The sequence below is a fragment of the Rickettsiella endosymbiont of Dermanyssus gallinae genome, assembly GCF_019285595.1.
Taxonomy (GTDB): Bacteria; Pseudomonadota; Gammaproteobacteria; order Diplorickettsiales; family Diplorickettsiaceae; genus Rickettsiella_B.
Window position 1 is genome coordinate 824,378 of record NZ_CP079094.1, and the last position, 20,488, is coordinate 844,865.

The following is a 20,488-nucleotide window of genomic DNA, read 5'->3' on the forward strand; positions in this document are numbered from 1 at the left end:
CCTATGTCAAGTAACCCTTTTTTCTCAATTATTATACCGACAAGAAATCGTCCAGATATGCTGCGTCTGGCTGTTTCTAGTTTGCTTAGGCAAAAATTTAATAATTTTGAAATCATTATTTCTGATAATAGCGATGCTGAAAATCAAGCGATTAATTTTAAATTTATACAGCAGTTACACAGGAAGAATTTAAGCTATATCAGACCTAATAAAGTGTTGAGTATGCATGATAATTGGGAATTTGCTTTAGATCATGCGAAAGGACTTTATGTGGGTGTTTTAATAGACAAAACAGTTTTACGTAGAACGGCTTTAAAGGAAGCTTATGCCTTATTGAATAAAGATTTAAACATTGATATTTTGAATTATTGCCATGGAGGCATTGAATATCATGCAGAAAAATTGTTTAAGTATAAATTTCAAGGTCCTATGGAAAAAGATAATAAGACTAAATATTATTTTGATCCTAAACAGGAACTAGTAAGACGATTTAGTTTAAAAGGGGATATTAGACAGGACGGGAAACACTATATTTTGGGAAAAATATGTTTTGGTTTTTACAGCGCACGGTTGATTAATAAAATAAAATCTAGCCATGAGCGCGTGTTTTTTCCTGTTTCATGTGATTATACTTCCTGTGTTTTGGCTTTAGCGTATGCGGATAAAGCGATGTGCTATGAGAAAGTATTACTTTATTCGGTTAATAATTTTAAAGGTAATGGATACCAATATGAACATAAAAGTGGGACTGCATTAGCTTTTTTAAAAGATAGTGATTTGATGTGGGTTTTAAATGACCTGCCTATCGCTAACCTGTATGGTTCGCTACATAATTTTTGCTCTTACGATTATAATATTTTAAATCGCTTGAAAATAGGCAATTATGCGATAAATAAGGAAAATTTAATTCGCTTGTGTAAGGAAGATTTGCAACGGTTTCAATTTTCTTGCTCTGAGGAGCAGCAATCACAATGGAAGATACTCTTAGCGTATGAAAAAGAGCAGGGTATTTTGCAGAATGCTATTCCGGCTGAGTTGTGTTCAAGCAAAAATACCCTGCCTAGGAAAAGGTTTCGCGAAAAATTGTATCGCTATCGATTTATACAAATTCTAATAAACTATAAAATAAGGCTAAGATCGTTTTTTAAAAATATTCCGTTTATGCTAGAGCTATTTTGAAAACGACTTAAATTATTTTTTCCAATATAATCGTTTCTTCTCTATCGGGCCCGGTAGAAATAATAGTAATAGAAACACCGGTTAATTCTTCAATGCGCCGTATATAATTTTGTGCATTAGCCGGTAACTTCGAGAATTCTTTAATCGCCGTGGTGGATGTTTTCCAACCCGGATGTTCTTCATAGATGGGAACACAGCGTGCTAAATCTTCGGGATTTAGCGGTAAATCATTGAGCTGCTTACCCTCTAATTGATACGCGGTACAAATTTTAATGGTTTCCATTTCATCTAACACATCTAATTTTGTTAGACATAAGCTAGAAATACTATTGAGTTGTACCGCCCTACGTAATAAAACACTGTCTAACCAACCACAACGACGCGGACGTTTGGTTACACTACCGTATTCATGGCCACGATCGCGCAAGGTCTGTCCATCTTCATCAAGTAATTCAGTTGGGAATACACCATTACCCACGCGCGTGCTATAGGCTTTACTAATCCCTAATACAGCATCGAAATAGCGTATGCCTAATCCACTGCCTGTTGCAGCGCCACCTGAAATAGTATTGGAAGAGGTAACAAAAGGATAAGTCCCTTGATCGATATCTAAAAAGGTTCCTTGTGCGCCTTCGAACAAGAGTGGTTTTTTTTCTTGTTGATATTTTGATAAAAGCGCCGGTATATCGGTAATTAAAGGGGTTAATTTTTTAGCCATCTCTAGCAATGAAGCTAAGGTTTGATCGTAATCAATGGCTGAGACTTTATAATAGTGTTGTAGCAGAAAGTTATGGTAATCCAACAAAGTTTTTAATTTTGCAGCAAGTTGTGTAGGGTTAAACAAGTCACTCATCCGTAAACCACGTCGCGCCACCTTATCTTCATACGCAGGCCCTATGCCGCGTTTAGTGGTACCAATGGCATTTTTTGCGTTGCTTTCGCGTGCTTCATCGAGTGCAATATGCGAAGGCAAGATGAGTGGGCAGCTAGCACTAATCCGTAGTCGTTGACTCGCCGGAATACCTTTTTCTTCTAGCTCGTTCATTTCTTTCAGTAGGGCTTCTGGTGAAATAACAACACCATTACCAATTAAACATTCTACGCCGGCATGCAAAATACCCGAGGGAATTAAGCGTAAAATAGTTTTTTTGCCTTGGATGACGAGTGTATGGCCCGCATTATGCCCGCCTTGAAATCGTACTACCGCTTTAACATGCGGTGTTAATAAGTCAACAATCTTGCCTTTGCCTTCATCGCCCCATTGGCAGCCAACAATAATAAGGGTTTTTGTCATGATTTAAGTCTCAAATTTTCCTTAGCGTTAAAAAGACCATCTTTGATATTTAATACGAGGAAGTTATTTTTAGTGGATGATTGTGTAAAGCCTTTTCTGTACGCTTCTAAATTAAGATAAAAAGCCGCAAATTGAGGGTTTTTTTGATAAGCCGCGCTGTAGATTTTTGCAGCCTCCGCATCGCCTTGTCCGCGAATAAACGCTGCTTCTTCGGTAGCTTTTGCCAGTTCTAAAGCAGCATCATTATCTGCTTTTAGACGAATGCTTTCAGCATTGGCTTTGCCCATCGCACGTTGTTCTAATGCGATTTGTGCTTGTTCCAAACGTCTGTTTTCTAACAATGTGTTGTTAGCTTCAGTAGGGAAATCGATGGATTTAAATCCTATGTCAACTAGGGAGATACCCAGTGTTTGGAGTTGCTGGTTCGCTTGCGCTCGTACGGTTTGGGTAGAAACATTCGGGTTGCTAATGATCGTATTCAGCGTGTTACGCGCACACTCGGTTTGTAATAGCGTATTAATGATTTGTGTTAAACGTTGTTGCGTTTTCTGGCTATCATTATGTGTCTGTTGATAATATAAAACAGGATCAATAATTTTCCATTTTGTATAATAATCGATAAGCAGTGGATGCCCATCCGCTGTTAAAAGATTGGATTTTGTAAAAGAGATGCTACGCAGACGTAGATCAATTTGTTCAGGCCGCACAAAAAAAGGCAGCGCGAAGTGTAAACCAGGTCCCACTTGCGAATTTGCTAAGTTAGCTTTTTCTAATAGCGCCGTATGACCTTCCGCTACGGTATAAATACTCTGATAACTTAGAAATAAAGTCGCTATTAAAAAGCCTAGAATAAGAATAATTTTATTTTTAGTCAGGCTCATTCATAGCCTCCGGTTATATTATAACTACTGGGCACAGTATCATTTTTTGCAGGCGTTGCCATGCTAAGTACCGTGTTTGGTTTTGTTGCTGTCGCTGTTTGAGCAGCCGCCATCGTGGTGGGTTCCGCTACGCTTTGCTTGCTTATATTATCTAAATTTAAAGAGAGTGATGTATTGCTGGGAACATCGAGCAGCATTTTATGACTATGTGCCATCATGACTTGCATGGCGTCTAAATACAGCCGTTTACGTGTCAATAGCGGCGCTGCTTCATAAGCAGGTAATAACGCTAAAAAGCGTGTTGTTTCTGCTTTTGCCTTTAGGATCACTTCTTGTTGATAACTTTTTGCGTTAGCGATTAAATTTTTTGTTTCGCCTTGCGTTTTGGGTTCTAGCTGCAAGGCATAGGTTTTAGCTTGGTTTTCAAGCTGCGCTTTTTCTGCTTGTGCTTGTGTTACCTCTTCGAATGACGCTTTTAATTCTTCAGGTGCTTGAATCGCTTGGATTTCAAGATCACTGACGGTTAAACCCGTCGCATATTGCGCAAGCAAGGTATCGATTTTGCTTTGCAGCGTTTGCTGTAGCGAAAAAAGATTGGCGGTTAAAAGCTGTGCTAAAGAATATTGGCTTAGGGCTTGATGGGTAGCATTTGCCATAGCGTCTTGTAAACTTTGCAAGGATTGTGTATCCGCAAAAAGATATTGACGTGGATTGTCTATGGCGTAGTGTGCTTTTATGATTAAAGAGACCTTATTTTCATCACGTGTTAATAAATTAGTTTCATAAGAAAAGGCTACGTTTTTTTCTGAAATAATATAACGTGTTTCAATGGGTCTAAAAATCCAATGGTGTCCTTGCGAAAGCGTGGCATGATATTTTCCAAACCGGGTGATCACCGCTTGTTCAGAAGGTGCTACGGTAAAGAAACCGGAAAATAGCCAGCTTAATAAAAGCGCACTAAAAAGTAATCCCAACATTTTAATATTGAATTGAGCTGGTAAAAAGGTTTTTGTGAGCGCACGGGTATTTTTATTGAGTGCTTTTAATTTAAAAAATGCAGCAATTTTTTTGCGTAAGTCACGTAAAAAAGCTTCTAGGTCCGGCGGGGTCTGTTTAGGTCGACCGGTCCACGGATCTTTATTATTACTTGAATTACCCGGTTCATTCCAGGGCATAAGTGGCTCCAGTTGTTTTTAATAAGTTATGGCTTTAAGTAGCCTTTCTCATTTGAAGAGGCGCGCTTGCCGATTCAGCTGCCTCATTTTAGGCATGCTGGTTGGTTCTCGCAACTATTAATTAAAATATACTCTTAACCATTGAATTTTTGGCTGTGAGTATAGGTTCAGCATGAGCCAAATTCTTGGGTGGATAAAGGAAAGGATTGAATAGAAACGGGGGCTTGCTGGGCAAGCAATAGCTCGTACAGTGCTTGCTGTAATAAGGTAAAGCCTTCGCCCGTACTCGCCGATACCCAAACTTTGCTGGGTAATCCCATGCTATCGCGTTCTAAACGGGGGGGCGTATCCGTGAGTAAATCAATTTTATTGTAAACAAGTAGTTGAGGAATTTGCTTGGCTTGAATTTTTTCCAGTACACGCTGAACTTCTTTATTGCGTTCTAGTTTATCGCTGCTGGTGGCATCAACAACGTGTATCAATAAGTTAGCTTCTTGTGTTTCTTCTAAGGTTGCGCTGAAAGCTTCAATTAAATCATGCGGAAGCTGGCGAATAAAACCAACGGTATCCGCCAAAATGGCATGGGTTCCGTTGTATAGACGTAAACGCCGTATACTTGGGTCCAAGGTTGCAAAAGGTTGATTAGCGGCGAAAACGCTGGCGCCGGTTAGTGCATTAAAAAGCGTTGATTTGCCGGTATTGGTATAGCCTATCAAAGAAATATGACTTAACTGCGATTTCCGTCTAGCACGTTGGCTTTGCGCACGTTGTTTTTGTACTTTGGTTAAACGTTTTTTTATGGTTTTAATTTGTTGTCGAATAAGACGTTTATCAGATTCTAGCTGTGTTTCCCCGGGGCCGCGTAAACCAATGCCGCCACGTTGTCGTTCTAAGTGAGTCCAGCCACGAATGAGTCGCGTTGACATATGTTGTAGCTGTGCCAGTTTGACTTGCAGTTTTCCTTCAAAAGTACGTGCACGTTGGGCGAAGATATCGAGAATTAAACCAATACGACCTACGACACGACACTGTAATTGTTGTTCTAGATTGCGTTCTTGTGCAGGGGATAAATCATGATTAAAGATGACTAATTTTGCTTGATGAGCGGTTAATGCGGCGTGCACCTCGTCTACCTTCCCAAGTCCTATAAAATACTTTGCGAAAGGTGTTCGTTGCCCCCCTAAAATTAAATGCATTGGTTTTGCGCCCGCCGCTAGAGCTAGCTCATGAAATTCTTCTACAATTTCCTTACTTTCGGTTTTTTCAAAATGAATATGTACTAATATCGCTAGCTCACCGCTCTGCGGACGTTCAAACATTAATGCTTTCTAATTCCTCATCTTTTTCAGTTTTTGCAGGACTAATGGCTAAACTAACATTTCGTGCAGGCACGACTGTTGAAATAGCATGTTTGTAGACCATCTGGCTTACTGAGTTTTTTAATAACACCACAAATTGATCGAAAGACTCTACTAAGCCCTGCAGTTTGATTCCATTCACGAGATAAATTGAAACTGGGACTTTTTCTGTACGCAGCGCGTTTAGAAAAGGATCTTGTAGTTGCCCTTTAGACATAATTAGCTTCTCCATGCAAATTTTAAATATAAATATAATCTCAAAAAGCCTTGGTCTTAAATTTATTTAGCTTATAGCCAAGTCTTGTAAGTTTAGCATGGGAAATGGATAGGGCATAGTCCCAACAGAGACTGTATGTAAGATAGTATTATCTTAATGCAATAAAACCGGGTTTTACCGGGGTCTTAGCTACTAGTTATAGCGACTAATGGCTATAGGGGCTCATCCCAATTATTACCAATTTGAATATCAACGGTTAAGGGGACGCTTAAGTTTACCACATTGACCATGAGGTCTTCGATTAATTGTTTGGCTTTATCTTGACAGCTGATTGCCGCTTCAACGACAAGTTCGTCGTGGACTTGCATGATCATACGTGCATCTAGACCTTGCGCTAAAAAAGCATGATCCACATCGATCATGGCTTTTTTGATAATGTCTGCCGCACTGCCTTGTAGTGGTGCGTTAATGGCAGCACGTTCACTGGCCTTGCGTTGTAATGGATCACTGGCATTAATTCGCGGTAAATTTAAGCGCCGCCCTAACAAGGTAGTGACATAACCTTGTTTTTTTGCTTGTTGCCGCGTACTTTCCATATAATTTTTTACACCCGGATAGCGCATAAAATAACGATCAATATACTGTTTGGCTTCTTCACGCCCAATGCCTAATTGTCGTGCTAAACCAAAGGCAGACATACCATAAACCAGGCCAAAGTTAACGGCTTTAGCGCTACGGCGTTGTTCGGGGGTCACTTGTTCAAGTGGGATTTTGAGTACTTCGGCGGCCGTGGCTTGATGAATATCAAGTCCTTGTGCAAATGCATCAAGTAGACCTTTGTCTTGTGAAAAATGTGCAATGATGCGTAGTTCAATTTGTGAATAGTCGGCGGAAATGATGCGGTAGCCCGGTGCTGCAATAAAAGCCTGGCGAATTTTCCGTCCTTCTTCGGTGCGTGCAGGGATATTCTGTAAATTGGGGTCAGAGGATGAAAGACGCCCTGTAGAAACGGCCGCTTGATGATACGAGGTATGGATTCGTTCCGTTTTTGGATTAATTTGTAGTGGTAGTTTATCGGTATAGGTCGATTTTAATTTACTTAAGCTGCGGTGTTTTAGGATAACGTTGGCTAAAGGATATTCTAACGCTAACGCTTGTAAAACACTTTCAGAGGTGGATGCTTGTCCCGTGGGTGTTTTTTCTACGATAGGTAACCCTTGTTCTATAAATAAAATAGTTTGTAGTTGTTTAGGCGAGCTTAAGTTAAAGGTTTTTCCTGCTAAGTCATAGGCCTTTTTTTCTAGGATTAAAAGACGTTTAGCGAGTGAAACACTTTGTTTTTTTAGTAATGTGGCATCGATTAAAACACCATAGCGTTCTATGCGTGATAAAACAGAAACCAGCGGCATTTCAAGTGTTGTTAAGACGGTTGCTAATGGGCGCGATTCGATTAGTTGTGGCCAGAGTGATTGGTGTAATTGCAACGCAATATCGCTATCTTCCGCCGCATATTCGCCGGCAGTGGCGAGATCGATTTGGTTAAAGGTTTTTTGTTTAGCCCCTTTGCCGGCAATATCAGTAAAATGAATGGTTTTATAATCCAGATGTTTTAAGGCTGCATTATCTAAACTGTGTTGATTGCTGGCGCTATCCAGTAAATAAGATTCTAACATGGTATCAAAAGCAAGCCCTTGCAACTGTATATCGTAGTTTGCTAATACGCTCATATCATATTTTAGATTATGACCTATTTTTAACTGCTTAGGATTTTCCAATAGCGGCTTTAATTTTTTTAGTACCAAATTCCTATCCAGTTGTTTAGGCGCATCAAGATAATCATGGCTGAGCGGAATATACACAGCTTTTCCCGGTTTAATTGCAAATGACAAGCCAACTAATTCCGCTTTCATTGCATCTAAGCTGGTTGTTTCAGTATCCAATGCCCATTCTGCAGCGGTTTCTAATTGTTTAATCCAATCATCCAAGCTGGGTTCATCGAGGATAATGGGATAGTTTTTTTTAGAGGTATTTTCTAGCGCGATATTTTCTTCTACAGTCGGGGCGCTGTTTTCTAGCTCTTTAATCCAGCCTTTGAATTCAAGTTGTTTATACCATTGCATTAACTGTGCGCTATCAGCGGCTTTAGGGCGTAAATCTTCTAATGTGACATTGAGTTCAACATCTTTTTTAATGGTCACTAATTGGCGAGAAAGGGGAAGTTGATCCAGATGCGCACGAAGGTTTTCGCCCACTTTACCGCTAATTTCGGCGGCATTTTTTATTATCGTGGCTAAATCCCCATACTGATTAAGCCATTTAGCGGCTGTTTTGGGACCTACATTCGGAACGCCGGGTACATTGTCGACGGTGTCACCGACTAAACTGAGGTAATCCGTTATTTGCTCGGGTGTTACACCAAATTTTTTTATGACGCCTTCACGATCGAGCACGGTATTACTCATGGTGTTGACTAGTGTGATATGCGGATTAACCAATTGCGCAAAATCTTTATCGCCGGTGGAAATTAAGACTGGTAAATGCTCGCGTATCGCTTTTTCCGCTAAACTAGCGATGACATCATCGGCTTCTACACCCGCTTGGATTATTCGAGGCAGCCCCAAGCTATCAACAATGGCGTAGAGGGGCTCTATTTGTTGCTGTAATTCTTCAGGCATCGTCGCGCGGTTTGCTTTATAGGCCGTATAGAGGTCTTCACGAAAGGTTTTGCCTTTCGCATCAAATACGATCGCTATATGATCGGGTTGATAGTCTTTGATCAGCTTGCGCAGCATGTTAATGACGCCATAAATAGCCCCCGTGGGTTCACCTTTTGTATTATTTAAAGGGGGTAGGGCGTGATAGGCGCGATACAGATAAGAAGTGCCATCCACCAGAATAAGCGGTTTTTTCATCAGAGAAGTTCGCCAGTGTTTAACCGTTCTCAGTATGATACCATACGCCGCACGAGTCACATGGCTGATCATAAATACCGTGGATAGTGCAAAGTTAGGGTTAATTTATGAGGTTATTCTATGCGTATTGAGCAAGAAATAAAATTTGACTTTAAAGATGTATTGATTCGGCCTAAACGTAGCACGTTGCAGACACGTGCCGACGTTGATCTCACCCGGGAATACACTTTTAAACACTCGCAGTTTTCTTGGAAAGGAATACCTATTATTGCGTCCAATATGGACCATACCGGCACCTTTGCGATGGCAGATAGTTTAGCCAAGCATAAGCTACTGACGGCAATTGATAAATTTGCGGATTTAAAAGAGTGGAAGCAGTTTCACGCAAAACATCCCAAGCTACATAAGTATTGCTTTGCAACTACCGGTATTAAACCGGAAGATGAAGCACTGCTCGGTAAAATTCTTAAAGCCGTTCCTACACCTTTTATTTGTATTGATGTGGCGAATGGTTATACGCAGCGCTTTGTGGATTGTATTCGTGCTTTACGCGAAAAATATCCTAAAAAAACGTTGGTTGCGGGTAATGTGGTGACGGCTGAAATGGCAGAAGAGTTAGTTTTAGCCGGTGCAGACATTATTAAAGTAGGGATAGGTCCTGGTTCTGTTTGTACCACGCGTTTAAAAACCGGTGTGGGTTATCCGCAGTTATCCGCTATTATTGAATGTGCGGATGCAGTGCATGGTTTAGGTGGGCATTTATGTGCCGACGGAGGCTGTGTTTCGCCGGGTGATGTGGCGAAGGCATTTTCGGCCGGAGCCGATTTTGTTATGCTGGGCGGTATGTTTGCCGGCCATGAAGAATGTTCGGGAGAAAAGATACAGGAAGATGGTAAATGGTTTATGCGCTTTTATGGCATGAGCTCGAGTGAGGCGATGTATAAACATCATGGCCGGATGAATGCTTACCGTGCCAGCGAAGGCCGCTCTGTGAATGTTCCCTATCGAGGTAAGGTTGAAAATACTGTACTCGATATTTTAGGCGGATTACGTTCTACCTGTACTTATGTCGGTGCGCAGCGCTTAAAAGAACTTTCAAAACGTACCACCTTTTTACGTGTAACACAGCAATTGAATGAGGTTTTTGCTGCGCTACAGGTTAATGAGTTAGTTAACGATAATTAACCAGCGAATATTATTCTGCCTTGGAAACAACCGGGGCAGAATCTAAAAAGGACAAAAGCAATGGATGCGGTCCAAAGACAAGGTTTCTACTTTATTGTTTACTCACAGCCATTGGATTTTTGGCAAGACGCCGCGAAAACGCAGCCACCGGAGTGTATAAATGATACATGAGGATGGCGAGTTGAGCGGGAACACCGCCAAAAGTTCAGTGGTTAAGAGTATGCCAGCACTGATTATATTGGCAGTGGTCCTGGCTTTATTATTATTTTATCCACCCAAACAAAACTTTAACTTATTCTATACGCCCAGCCAGATTGCAAAAGGTCTGGTTGCTTCGGGTCAGTCTTTTCGTTTAGGCGGGCAAATAAAAAAAGGTACGATTAAGCAAGACGCAAATAAGTTACAGGTCGCTTTTGTTGTCAGTGATCCTCAGCATAATGTGCTGGTTGAATACCAGGGGGTATTACCTGATTTATTTCGTGAAGGGCAATCGGTGGTGATAGAAGGCCGTTTGGATCCGGGGGTATTATGCAGGCGAAGCGGGTACTGACAAAACGTTAGTATATAGACCAGTTGTTTTATTAAAAAGATAGGGATATTAATATGACAGGGTTAAAAATAATCGCCGCGATTGTATCGATTATCATAGCTAGCTTGGCCTATATTTTGCTAACGCGATATTTTCCGAGTGAAGAAGTATTTTTTATGGGTTCAGGGCCATTGGTGCGTGCATTGGCTGTGGATATGAAAGTAAAAAGTAATAAAGAGTTTCCTACCTTTTTACCTGAAAATTCAGGTTTTTTAGTCATACACCCCAGTAAATCGCCCGAAGATCACCGGGATGATGTGCTTGAGACGCGTCGTATTTTGGATTTAGTGGCTAAAACAAATAACAATGTTGTTCAAGAAACTGATCCGCTTTACTCAGAGTTAGAGCTATTGTTTTTAAAACATACCTTAGTCGGCGTACGTGCTAACTATATGACCTTGGCTAATGTGGGCATAAAATCGATTTCTTTTAATGCAGATTATTTAGCGCAGTTTTCTGAGTTATATCAAGATAAACTACCTCATGCCGCAGGTTATGTAGTAATGGCGGATGGCAGCCAACGTTTAATTCATGATATTCTAGTTAAATGAATCAAATAAATACGCTCCCCGAGCAAGAAAATTCCAGTGCGGAGAGTCTAAATCGTTTACGTTGGCAATGTCGTCGAGGTATGCTCGAATTAGATCTTTTACTCTTACCCTTTGTTGAGAAACATTATTTGGGCTTAAGCCTATCTGATCAGAGATTGTTTGAGGAATTGCTTACTTACCAAGACCAAGATCTTTATCAGATATTGATTAGGAACAAATCTGTTGAAGATCCGTTGCTATGTCGCTTGGCAGAGGCTATTAGCCATGGCGCGTAAGTTTTTCCGTCTAAAACCTTCCTATTATTTAGCTATTTTATTACTGATTATCCATGGCGGTGCCATTGCTTGTTTATGGGTGGTACCTTGGCCCTGGTGGACTAAATTACTGTTAGTGCTAGCCGCTTTAGTCAGTTTTATGACGCTTTTCCGTCAGCATGTTTTATTAAATAACCCACGTTCCGTCGTCGAGTTTTGGCAGCAAAATGGAGGACATTGGCAATTAAGGGATAATTTGGCGGAGATAAAAACAGCAAAGCTGGCAGATAATAGTATTTGTACGCGCTATTTTGTTTTATTAAATTTTAACTGTTTCAACAAGCAGCAAGCGGTGTCGCATGTCAGTGTGTTAGTGTTATCGGATAGCCTAAATGATCACGATTTTCGGTGCTTGAGGCGACAATTGCAGCGCCTATCCTAGGGTATATACGCATAATTCGTGTATAATCGGTTCGCATATTCCACTACTTATCTTAAAATTATGACAGAAGTATTACAACACCAAGCCCCTATGGCAGAACCCGTGGTTTTAGCGCCTCCTCAAGTGGTTACGATAACCGAAAATGCGGCGAATAAGGTATGGGAGCTGATACAGGAAGAAGAAAATTTGGCGCTGAAGCTTCGAGTCTTCATCACTGGCGGCGGATGCTCTGGTTTTCAATATGGTTTTACCTTTGATGAAGTGTTGAGTGAAGATGATACCGTGGTGAGTAAAACGGTTGCTGGGCCTGCTGCTGACAGTGGAACCGTACAGCTCTTGATTGACCCGATGAGTTTGACTTATCTGATGGGTGCGGAAATTGATTATAAATCCGATTTAAGCGGGGAACAGTTTATTATCCGCAATCCGAATGCGAAGACCACCTGTGGTTGTGGCTCTTCCTTTTCTGCTTAATAAATAACTGACGAGTTTTAAGCTTTTAAGTAGATGCCGCCTAGAACGGTAGGGTTTCTAGCGCCAGTTACTTCAGGTAGGTTGCTCGTTTTCCCTTCTAAGGTTTGTTTCGCAAACCATGCAAATGCCATCGCTTCTATCCATTCCGCTGGAAATTGTAAATCATCGCAGGGATACAATTGATGTTTTGGACAGTGACTTTCTAGACGCTTTTTTAAATAACTATTATTGCTTCCACCACCACACAGTAAAATCGATCCTTGTTCGCTATTAAGCTGTTGGATCGCCATGCCAATACTGGCCGCCGTTAGCTCGCATAAAGTGGCTTGAACGGTGGCAGGTGACAAGGATTTTTTCCCTTGTGTGAGTTGAGATTTTAGCCAGTTCAGGTTGAAGTAATCATGCCCTGTGCTTTTCGGAGGTGCTAAATGAAAATAGGGATCAGATAAAAACTGTTGGAGTAACTTATCATCAAAAGAAGTGCTCGCGGCCCAATTACCGTCTTCGTCGAACCATTGACGTTGGTGTTCATAGATCCATTTATCGAGCAGTAAGTTGGCAGGACCGGTGTCAAAGCCAACGATAGGACTTTTAGCATTAGCGGGTAGATACGTGATATTCGCAATACCGCCAAGATTAAGCACAATGCGGTCTTCTTTTTCGCTGCGAAACATAAAGTTATGAAAGGCAGGGGTTAAAGGCGCGCCTTGTCCACCTGCCGCTATGTCGCGACGTCTGAAGTCAGCAATCGTCGTAATGCCGGTTTTTTCAGCAATAGTGTTCGGGTCGCCAATTTGCATGGAGAAAGGATAAGGCGATTGGGGGTAATGAAAAACGGTTTGCCCATGACTGCCAATGGCAAGTACATCCTTTTCAGAAAATGATGTTTTTACCAATAATGCTTTTGCCGCGTCTGCAAAGGCATGGGCCATTTTTACATCAAGCTCAGCAAGCTGCGTTATTTTGGGGGAATCGCTTGCGCACAATTGATTTAACTCGCCTCTTAATTCTGGCGATAAATGCGCTTTGTGTGTGGCGACGAGTTGGGGGGTGGCATCCGAAAAATCCACTAAAGCGGCATCCACGGCATCCATACTGGTCCCCGACATGAGGCCGATGTAGAGTTTTTTCATTTTGTACTAGATAAAAGAAAATGATTTAATTTTGCCTAGTTTATTGCAATTAGGCTTAAAAACATAGTACGCTGAGGGCGAAAGTTAGCTAGACAGTCGCTGTAATTTTTATTGCAGAGGAAAGTCCGGGCTCCATCGGGCAAAGTGCCAGGTAATTCCTGGGAGGTGTAAGCCTACGGAAAGTGCCACAGAGAATATACCGCCTCTTAAACGAGGTAAGGGTGAAAAGGTGTGGTAAGAGCGCACCGCGTCATTGGTAACAGTGATGGCAGGGCAAACCCCACTTGGAGCAAGACCAAATAGGAACCTATTACGGCGTGGTCCACGTCAGGTTCGGGTAGGTCGCTTGAGGTATAGGGTGACGTATATCCTAGATGAATGACTGTCCACGACAGAACCCGGCTTATCGGCTGACTTTCATTGTTTTTATGCCAAAAGAGCTCGTTCAGGGCTCTTTTTTTTATTCCTAATTAAAGCGATATCCATTTTTTTCATGGCTAAAGAATATCTAGCTCAGCTCTTCTAAGTCTTGACAAGAGGTATTTCTACTTCCTATAGTGTAATAAGGTGACAAAAAGTGGGAAAATGTGGCAAAAAGTGGGTTAAATTATGTTTCGGGGTATAAATTCTGTGGTGCTCGATGCGAAAGGCCGGATTAAGTTACCGGCACGTCATCGACGATTATTGCCCACAGATAAAGCACTCGAAGTAGTGGTCACGATTGATACAGAATCTCCCTGTCTCTTACTCTATCCCATTCAGGAATGGGAGTTGATAGAGGAAAAGTTACAGGCTTTGCCGAGCTTCAACCCCGCAGCTAGACGTATTCAGCGTTTATTAATAGGACATGCCACGGATCTTGAATTAGATACTAATGGGCGGATTTTATTACCGGCGCTTTTAAGGGATTATGCCCATATAGAAAAGGACATTCGGGTGATAGGTCAGGGCAGGAAATTAGAGTTGTGGAGCGCGAAGGAGTGGGATGAATACCGCGCGCGATGGATTGTGGAGGCGATTAAGCCAGGGGATTTACCCGATGAGTTACAGTCATTAGCGTTATAACCACTCATGTTGATAGTGTGAATTTTTAAATGCAGACAAAAGAAGAACATCAGCCGGTCTTACTTGAAGAAGTGATAGAACATTTAGCGATTAAGCCAGATGGAATCTATATAGACGCGACCTTTGGGCGTGGTGGGCATACCCGGGAAATATTAAAGCATTTAGGGGAAAAAGGTCGTTTATTCGTGATTGATAAAGATCCAGCGGCAGTGGCGTATGCGAAACAACACTGGGGACAGGATCAACGCTTACAGATTTGTGAAGGTTCCTTTGCGAGGATTGGGGAAATAACAAAAACCAATGGAATAGAGGGTCAAGTCGATGGGCTCTTATTAGATTTGGGTGTCTCTTCACCCCAATTAGATCAGGCAGAAAGGGGATTTAGTTTTTTGCGGGATGGGCCATTGGATATGCGTATGGATCCGAATCATGGGATCAGCGCTGCACAATGGTTAGCTTGTGCAAGAGAAAAAGAAATAGCGCAAGTATTAAAGGACTATGGTGAAGAACGGTATGCAAAGCGTATTGCGAAGGCTATAGACGAAGCGCGTCAACAAACACCGATAACGACAACAGTTCAGTTGGCAGAGATTGTAAAGCGGGCTCATCCTCGGTGGGAGCGGCATAAACATCCGGCTACACAAACTTTTCAAGCAATACGGATTTGGATTAATAAGGAATTAGAAGATCTACAAACGTGCTTAGAGCAAAGTTTAGATATGCTTGCTATTGGTGGACGTTTAGTCGTCATTAGTTTTCATTCCTTAGAAGACCGAATCGTTAAACGTTTTATTCGTAAGCATTCGAGTGAACCCGCTGAATTAAAACGCTTAGCTATCATACCTACAGAATGGAGACCACGGCTTAAAAGCTTCGGTCGAGGAATTAAACCGGATGCGCAGGCGATTGCAAAGAATCCACGATCGCGTAGCGCGGTGTTAAGAATTGGGGAGAAATTATTATGAATGTGGCGGCACGTGCACTTGCACAAAGTCCTTTAACATGGGAACAAGGACAACGCTGGCGGCGGAGAATTTCTTTACAGATGATGGGTGTTATTTTATTAATGCTAGCTGTATTGTCCTCAGCATTGTCAGTGATTTACGTTAAAGCTTCGCAGCGTAATTTGTATAGTGAATTGCAATCTAGCCAACAAGAACGTGATCATTTGCAAACCGAATGGAGTCAGTTATTACTGGAAGAAAATACCTGGGCTGCACCAATACGTATACAAGCATTGGCACAGCAAGAGCTAGGAATGCAACTTCCGCACACGAAGGCAACCGTATTATTGACACAGCCTACTTAGGATTGATGCGATTTCATGGGAGTGCGAAACTTACATTCAACGGGGCGTACTTCATCAAATAATCGTTGGCGTTTAGGGGTTGTTGTATTGATATTGATGATCATTGCCTTCGGTTTGATTGTTAGGCTTATTGATCTCACTATTATTAACCGTCAATTTTTGCGTAAGCAAGGTAATGCAAGAACGGTACGCAATTTAGTTATTCCTGCGCATCGTGGCATGATTCTGGATCGCAATGGCGAACCTCTTGCCATTAGTACACCGGTTAATGCCGTTTGGGTTTATCCCGCCTCCTTTAGTCCTAATTTTACTCAGCTGCGCTCATTGAGTCAGTTATTACAGATCCCCGCACAAACAATTCGAGAACAAGCGCGGCGTGCGCAAGATAAAGAATTTTTGTATTTAAAACGTGGTCTTAATCCAAATTTAGCCAAGCAAATTAAATCACTTAAAATCCCCGGTGTTTTTTTGCAAGATGAATATCATCGTTACTATCCAGAAGGGCCAGTGATGGCGCATGTGATTGGATTGACGAATGTGGATGATAAAGGCCAAGAAGGTTTAGAGCTTGCTTACAATAATTGGATACAAGGTCGTTCGGGCTTAAAAAAAGTCATTAAAGATAGGTTAGGGCGTGTTATTGCGGATGTACGTTCTATACGGGCGCCTCAGCCAGGACATGATTTACAGCTGAGTGTTGATAAGCGAATCCAATATATTGCTTATAGAGAGCTTAATACCGGGGTTAAAAAGTATCAGGCTGACTCGGGCTCGGTTGTGGTATTGGATGTAAAAACAGGTGAAATTTTAGCCATGGCTAATGCACCTTCCTATAACCCAAATGAGCGTGTCACTAGCCAATATGGTCGTTATCGCAATCGGGCACTCACGGATTTATTTGAACCGGGTTCGACGATTAAAAGTTTTAGTATGGCTAGTGTATTAGCCAGTGGGAAGTTTACGCCCAATAGTCAAGTGGATACCTCGCCCGGATGGATGATTGTTGCCGGTAAACGCATCATGGATGAACATAATAATGGCGTGATGGATTTAACAAAAATATTGCAGATTTCAAGTAATATGGGTATGTCAAAACTGGTTTTGTCGCTACCAGCCGATAACCTTTGGAGTTTGCTGCATGGCGTTGGCTTTGGTCAGCTTAGTCAAAGCGGTTTTCCCGGTGAACGAATCGGTAGTTTGCCGAATTTTAGGGTATGGAACCCTTTTGTTTTAGCGACCTTGTCATTTGGTTATGGTCTTTCAGTGACAGCACTGCAATTAGCACAAGCCTATGCCGTACTAGCCAACGGAGGGATTAAAGTCCCCGTTACTTTCCTTAAAATTCAAGGACAACCACCAACAGGGCAACGTATTATTGATCCCAAGATTAGTCGAGAAGTATTAGATATGTTGGAAACCGTGTTAACGAAAGGCGGAACGGCGCCGTTGGCACGAGTACCCGGTTATCGCGTCACAGGAAAGACTGGAACCGTGCGTATTGTAGGCGCACAAGGCTATGAAAAACATCGTCATAATAGTATTTTTATTGGTATAGCGCCGGCAAGTCACCCACGTTTAGTGGTTGCAGTGGTGTTACATGATCCCAAAGGCAATGCCTATTACGGCGGTTATACGGCAGGACCTATTTTTTCTCATGTGATGAGTAATGCGTTGCACTTACTCAACATTTCGCCGGATGATTTAGCTAGCTTAAACCAAACGCCTGAAAAGGTGGTGTTGCCACCAACAGGGATGGTCGATTAAGTATTGCTAAATCGTGTTTCATTGCTCATGATGCGACTCTAAAAATAAAAAATCAGTTAGGTACAGGGATTTGCTAGCTTTATGGTCCTTAAAAACGCATCATCAGAAATTTATGCAACAAAATTGGCAGTCCGCCCTGAAAGACGTTATTACCTCCCCGGCCGAATTACTCGAAGTATTAGCCTTAAATCCCTGTTTATTAAGCGCTGCAGAGCAGAGTGCGAAATTATTTCCTTTACGTGTGCCTAGAGGTTTTGTTTCCCGCATACAGAAAGGGAATCCGGATGATCCCTTGCTAAGGCAAATACTACCTTTAGCGGAAGAGGAAATCATAGTCCCCGGTTTTACTCAGGACCCGCTGAATGAAAAATCGACCAATCCTATTCCAGGGTTATTGCATAAATATAACGGCAGAGTATTAATCCTATTAGCCGGTGCCTGTGCGATTAATTGTCGCTATTGTTTTAGACGCCATTTTCCTTATCAAGAGAATATTTCGGGAGGAAAAAGCTGGACCGCTATTTTGGATTATATCGCTGCTGATCCTAGTATTTATGAAGTTATTTTTAGCGGTGGTGATCCGCTATTAGCCAATGATAAGTATTTAGAAAAATGTATGCATGATCTTGCAGCGATTCCCCATGTAAAAACCTTGCGCATCCATTCACGTTTGCCGATTGTATTACCGCAGCGAATAACACTGGATTTGGCAAATGTGCTGACCGCAACCCGTTTGCAAGCGGTGATGGTGATTCATTGTAATCATGCGAACGAACTAGATGACTCGGTTGCTATGGCTATCGATCATTTACTACAAAAAAAAATAATAGTGCTTAATCAATCGGTTTTATTACGCGGGGTTAATGATGCGGTGCAAACATTGATTGAATTGAGTCAACGATTATTTGAGATTGGCGTTTTACCTTATTATTTAAATTTATTAGATAAAGTGCAAGGTGCGGCACATTTTGCATTGAGCGAAGAAAAGGCTAAAACCTTAGTGAAAGGCATGAGAGAAAAGTTATCCGGTTATTTAGTGCCCAACTTGGTTAAAGAGCAAGCAGGTGCTGCATTTAAATTACCCCTGTTTTAACCATTGCTTCACAAATAGAGTTTTTAAGTAGCGGCTAAATAGCATACAATAGCGCTGAAAAATGTTAGTGGGGCCACTTTAATTAGGTGTTTTATGTCAAAAAATCCAAAAATGCGAATTGAAAACGATAGTATGGGTACTATCGAAGTCCCTGCTGATCATTATTGGGGGGCGCAAACGCAGCGTAGTTTGCATCACTTTGCTATTGGTAACGATAAAATGCCGTTGGCGGTTATTCATGCATTTGGCATTCTGAAAGAAGCAACTGCTAAAGCGAATACAGCATTAAAGTTATTGCCTGAGGAAAAAGCTAAATTAATTATACAAGCGGCACAAGAAGTGAAATCGGGTCAGCATGATAGCGAGTTTCCGTTACATGTTTGGCAAACCGGTAGTGGTACGCAAAGTAACATGAATGTGAATGAAGTGATTGCTAATCGTGCGATTGAATTAGCGGGCGGCGAGCGCGGCAGTAAAGATCCTATTCATCCCAATGACGACGTGAATAAATCGCAATCCTCCAATGATACTTTTCCGACGGCGATGTATATTGCGGCGGCATTAGCGGTGGTAAAAAAATTATCGCCCGCGTTAATAGAATTACATCAGGGTTTGATAGAAAAAACCAAAGAATTTAAGGACATTATTAAAATAGGTCGTACACATCTGCAAGATGCTGTTCCTTTAACTTTAGGGCAAGAATTTTCTTCTTATGTGGATCAATTAGATGCGGCAAGACAAGCGATTGAACTTTCATTGCCGGGACTTTATTCCTTAGCCATTGGTGGAACCGCGGTCGGCACCGGGCTGAATACCCATCCAAAATTTGCAGAACTCACCGTAGAGCATATTGTTAAAGAAACCGGATTACCTTTTATTTCTGCCAAAAATAAATTTGCCGCATTAGCGTCTCACGATGCCTTAGTATTTGCTAGCGGCGCTTTAAAAACCTTGGCTTGTGCGTTAATGAAAATAGCGAATGATATTCGTTGGTTAGGCTCGGGGCCGCGTTGTGGTTTAGGTGAGTTAATTTTGCCGGAAAATGAACCCGGTTCTTCGATTATGCCTGGCAAAGTGAATCCTACACAATGCGAAGCCCTGACCATGGTGTGTGTACAAGTCATGGGGAACGATACAGCAATTACGGTAGCTGCTAGTCAAGGAAACTTCGAGTTAAACGTGTTTAAACCGGTCATGATTCATAATTTCCTGCATTCTATTGATTTGTTAAGTGACGCTTGTCATTTATTTAATCAGCATTGCATCAAAGGGTTAAAGGCGAATGAAGCGAGAATTAAAAGCTTTCTAGATAACTCCTTAATGTTAGTGACGGCATTGAATCCAGTCATCGGTTATGACAAAGCAGCTAAAATTGCGAAAAAAGCGCTAGAAGAGGGTACCAGTTTGCGCGAAGCGTGTTTAAGCTTAGCTTATTTAAGCGCAGAGCAATTTGATGAAGTGGTCGATCCTAAAAAGATGTTGGGTCCAGCGTGATAGATAGACGGGTGAACCCGCGATCAGTTTGCCAATCAATAGAGCCAGGTTATTGATTGGCGCGTGCCTTCCGTCATTGCGAGCGAAGCGTGACAATGACAATTAATTGTACTAGTTCC

Annotated in this window: 20 protein-coding genes and 1 other RNA gene; 14 read left to right on the forward strand and 7 right to left on the reverse strand. The window is 41.7% G+C overall.

The annotated features are described in order from the left end of the window. Positions 1–3 precede the first annotated feature (3 nt). Complete coding sequence (locus KX723_RS04150) at positions 4–1,179, forward strand: glycosyltransferase family A protein (RefSeq protein ID WP_218814804.1); 1,176 nt, start codon at positions 4–6, stop codon at positions 1,177–1,179. 7 nt (positions 1,180–1,186) lie between these two features. Here the strand turns inward: KX723_RS04150 and KX723_RS04155 are convergent, their stop codons facing one another. The 6 genes from KX723_RS04155 to polA all read right to left on the reverse strand — a co-directional run bounded on the left by KX723_RS04155 (position 1,187) and on the right by polA (position 9,016). Then, the gene (locus KX723_RS04155) at positions 1,187–2,473 is read right to left on the reverse strand and encodes an adenylosuccinate synthase (protein ID WP_218814805.1); all 1,287 of its coding nucleotides are present in this window, start codon (positions 2,471–2,473) and stop codon (positions 1,187–1,189) included. After that, a complete protein-coding gene (gene hflC / locus KX723_RS04160; protein WP_218814806.1) occupies positions 2,470–3,354 on the reverse strand; it encodes a protease modulator HflC in 885 nt (294 codons plus the stop codon). The genes KX723_RS04155 and hflC overlap by 4 nt, the downstream gene beginning before the upstream one ends. Then, positions 3,351–4,529: an FtsH protease activity modulator HflK gene (gene hflK, locus KX723_RS04165; RefSeq protein WP_218814807.1), complete on the reverse strand. Its 1,179-nt coding sequence runs from the start codon at positions 4,527–4,529 to the stop codon at positions 3,351–3,353. The genes hflC and hflK overlap by 4 nt, the downstream gene beginning before the upstream one ends. Before the next feature lie 167 nt (positions 4,530–4,696). Then, positions 4,697–5,848, reverse strand: coding sequence for a ribosome rescue GTPase HflX (gene hflX / locus KX723_RS04170; protein WP_218814808.1), 1,152 nt, complete (start codon positions 5,846–5,848; stop codon positions 4,697–4,699). Further along, positions 5,841–6,104, reverse strand: coding sequence for an RNA chaperone Hfq (gene hfq / locus KX723_RS04175; RefSeq protein WP_218814809.1), 264 nt, complete (start codon positions 6,102–6,104; stop codon positions 5,841–5,843). Before hfq ends, hflX begins: the two co-directional genes overlap by 8 nt. A 212-nt stretch (positions 6,105–6,316) precedes the next feature. Continuing rightward, positions 6,317–9,016 carry a DNA polymerase I gene (gene polA / locus KX723_RS04180; protein ID WP_218814810.1) on the reverse strand — a complete coding sequence of 900 codons (2,700 nt, stop codon included), beginning with the start codon at positions 9,014–9,016 and terminating at the stop codon, positions 6,317–6,319. Between the two features lie 120 nt (positions 9,017–9,136). On the opposite strand from polA, the gene KX723_RS04185 reads away from it, so the two are divergent. The 6 genes from KX723_RS04185 to erpA all read left to right on the forward strand — a co-directional run bounded on the left by KX723_RS04185 (position 9,137) and on the right by erpA (position 12,511). After that, positions 9,137–10,201 (forward strand): GMP reductase, encoded by a 1,065-nt coding sequence (locus tag KX723_RS04185; RefSeq protein WP_218814811.1) that lies wholly within the window; start codon positions 9,137–9,139, stop codon positions 10,199–10,201. Between the two features lie 160 nt (positions 10,202–10,361). Continuing rightward, positions 10,362–10,751, forward strand: coding sequence for a cytochrome c maturation protein CcmE (locus tag KX723_RS04190; RefSeq protein WP_218814812.1), 390 nt, complete (start codon positions 10,362–10,364; stop codon positions 10,749–10,751). A gap of 53 nt (positions 10,752–10,804) precedes the next feature. Next, complete coding sequence (locus KX723_RS04195) at positions 10,805–11,341, forward strand: hypothetical protein (RefSeq protein WP_218814813.1); 537 nt, start codon at positions 10,805–10,807, stop codon at positions 11,339–11,341. Further along, a complete protein-coding gene (locus KX723_RS04200) occupies positions 11,338–11,616 on the forward strand; it encodes an FAD assembly factor SdhE (protein WP_218814814.1) in 279 nt (92 codons plus the stop codon). Before KX723_RS04195 ends, KX723_RS04200 begins: the two co-directional genes overlap by 4 nt. Then, entirely contained in the window at positions 11,606–12,037 is a 432-nt protein-coding gene (locus KX723_RS04205) for a protein YgfX (RefSeq protein WP_218814815.1), read from the forward strand. Before KX723_RS04200 ends, KX723_RS04205 begins: the two co-directional genes overlap by 11 nt. A 90-nt stretch (positions 12,038–12,127) precedes the next feature. Further along, positions 12,128–12,511, forward strand: coding sequence for an iron-sulfur cluster insertion protein ErpA (gene erpA / locus KX723_RS04210; RefSeq protein ID WP_218814816.1), 384 nt, complete (start codon positions 12,128–12,130; stop codon positions 12,509–12,511). A 17-nt stretch (positions 12,512–12,528) separates the two neighbouring features. Here erpA and KX723_RS04215 read toward each other — a convergent pair whose 3' ends face one another. Continuing rightward, positions 12,529–13,644, reverse strand: coding sequence for an anhydro-N-acetylmuramic acid kinase (locus KX723_RS04215; protein WP_218814817.1), 1,116 nt, complete (start codon positions 13,642–13,644; stop codon positions 12,529–12,531). Between the two features lie 80 nt (positions 13,645–13,724). Here KX723_RS04215 and rnpB point away from each other — a divergent pair. From rnpB to fumC, 7 genes are all read left to right on the forward strand, one after another. Next, an RNA gene (gene rnpB, locus KX723_RS04220) (RNase P RNA component class A) lies at positions 13,725–14,066 on the forward strand. A gap of 187 nt (positions 14,067–14,253) precedes the next feature. Continuing rightward, positions 14,254–14,709, forward strand: a complete 456-nt coding sequence (gene mraZ / locus KX723_RS04225; RefSeq protein WP_218814818.1) for a division/cell wall cluster transcriptional repressor MraZ — start codon at positions 14,254–14,256, stop codon at positions 14,707–14,709. A 29-nt stretch (positions 14,710–14,738) separates the two neighbouring features. Then, positions 14,739–15,674, forward strand: a complete 936-nt coding sequence (rsmH, locus tag KX723_RS04230; RefSeq protein ID WP_218814819.1) for a 16S rRNA (cytosine(1402)-N(4))-methyltransferase RsmH — start codon at positions 14,739–14,741, stop codon at positions 15,672–15,674. Then, positions 15,671–16,018 (forward strand): cell division protein FtsL, encoded by a 348-nt coding sequence (ftsL, locus tag KX723_RS04235; protein WP_218814820.1) that lies wholly within the window; start codon positions 15,671–15,673, stop codon positions 16,016–16,018. The genes rsmH and ftsL overlap by 4 nt, the downstream gene beginning before the upstream one ends. A gap of 15 nt (positions 16,019–16,033) precedes the next feature. Further along, on the forward strand, positions 16,034–17,782 hold the full coding sequence (locus KX723_RS04240) for a peptidoglycan D,D-transpeptidase FtsI family protein (protein WP_218814821.1): 1,749 nt from the start codon (positions 16,034–16,036) through the stop codon (positions 17,780–17,782). A gap of 112 nt (positions 17,783–17,894) precedes the next feature. Continuing rightward, positions 17,895–18,875 (forward strand): EF-P beta-lysylation protein EpmB, encoded by a 981-nt coding sequence (epmB, locus tag KX723_RS04245; RefSeq protein WP_218814956.1) that lies wholly within the window; start codon positions 17,895–17,897, stop codon positions 18,873–18,875. A 111-nt stretch (positions 18,876–18,986) separates the two neighbouring features. Then, entirely contained in the window at positions 18,987–20,369 is a 1,383-nt protein-coding gene (fumC, locus tag KX723_RS04250; protein ID WP_218814957.1) for a class II fumarate hydratase, read from the forward strand. Positions 20,370–20,488 lie beyond the last annotated feature (119 nt).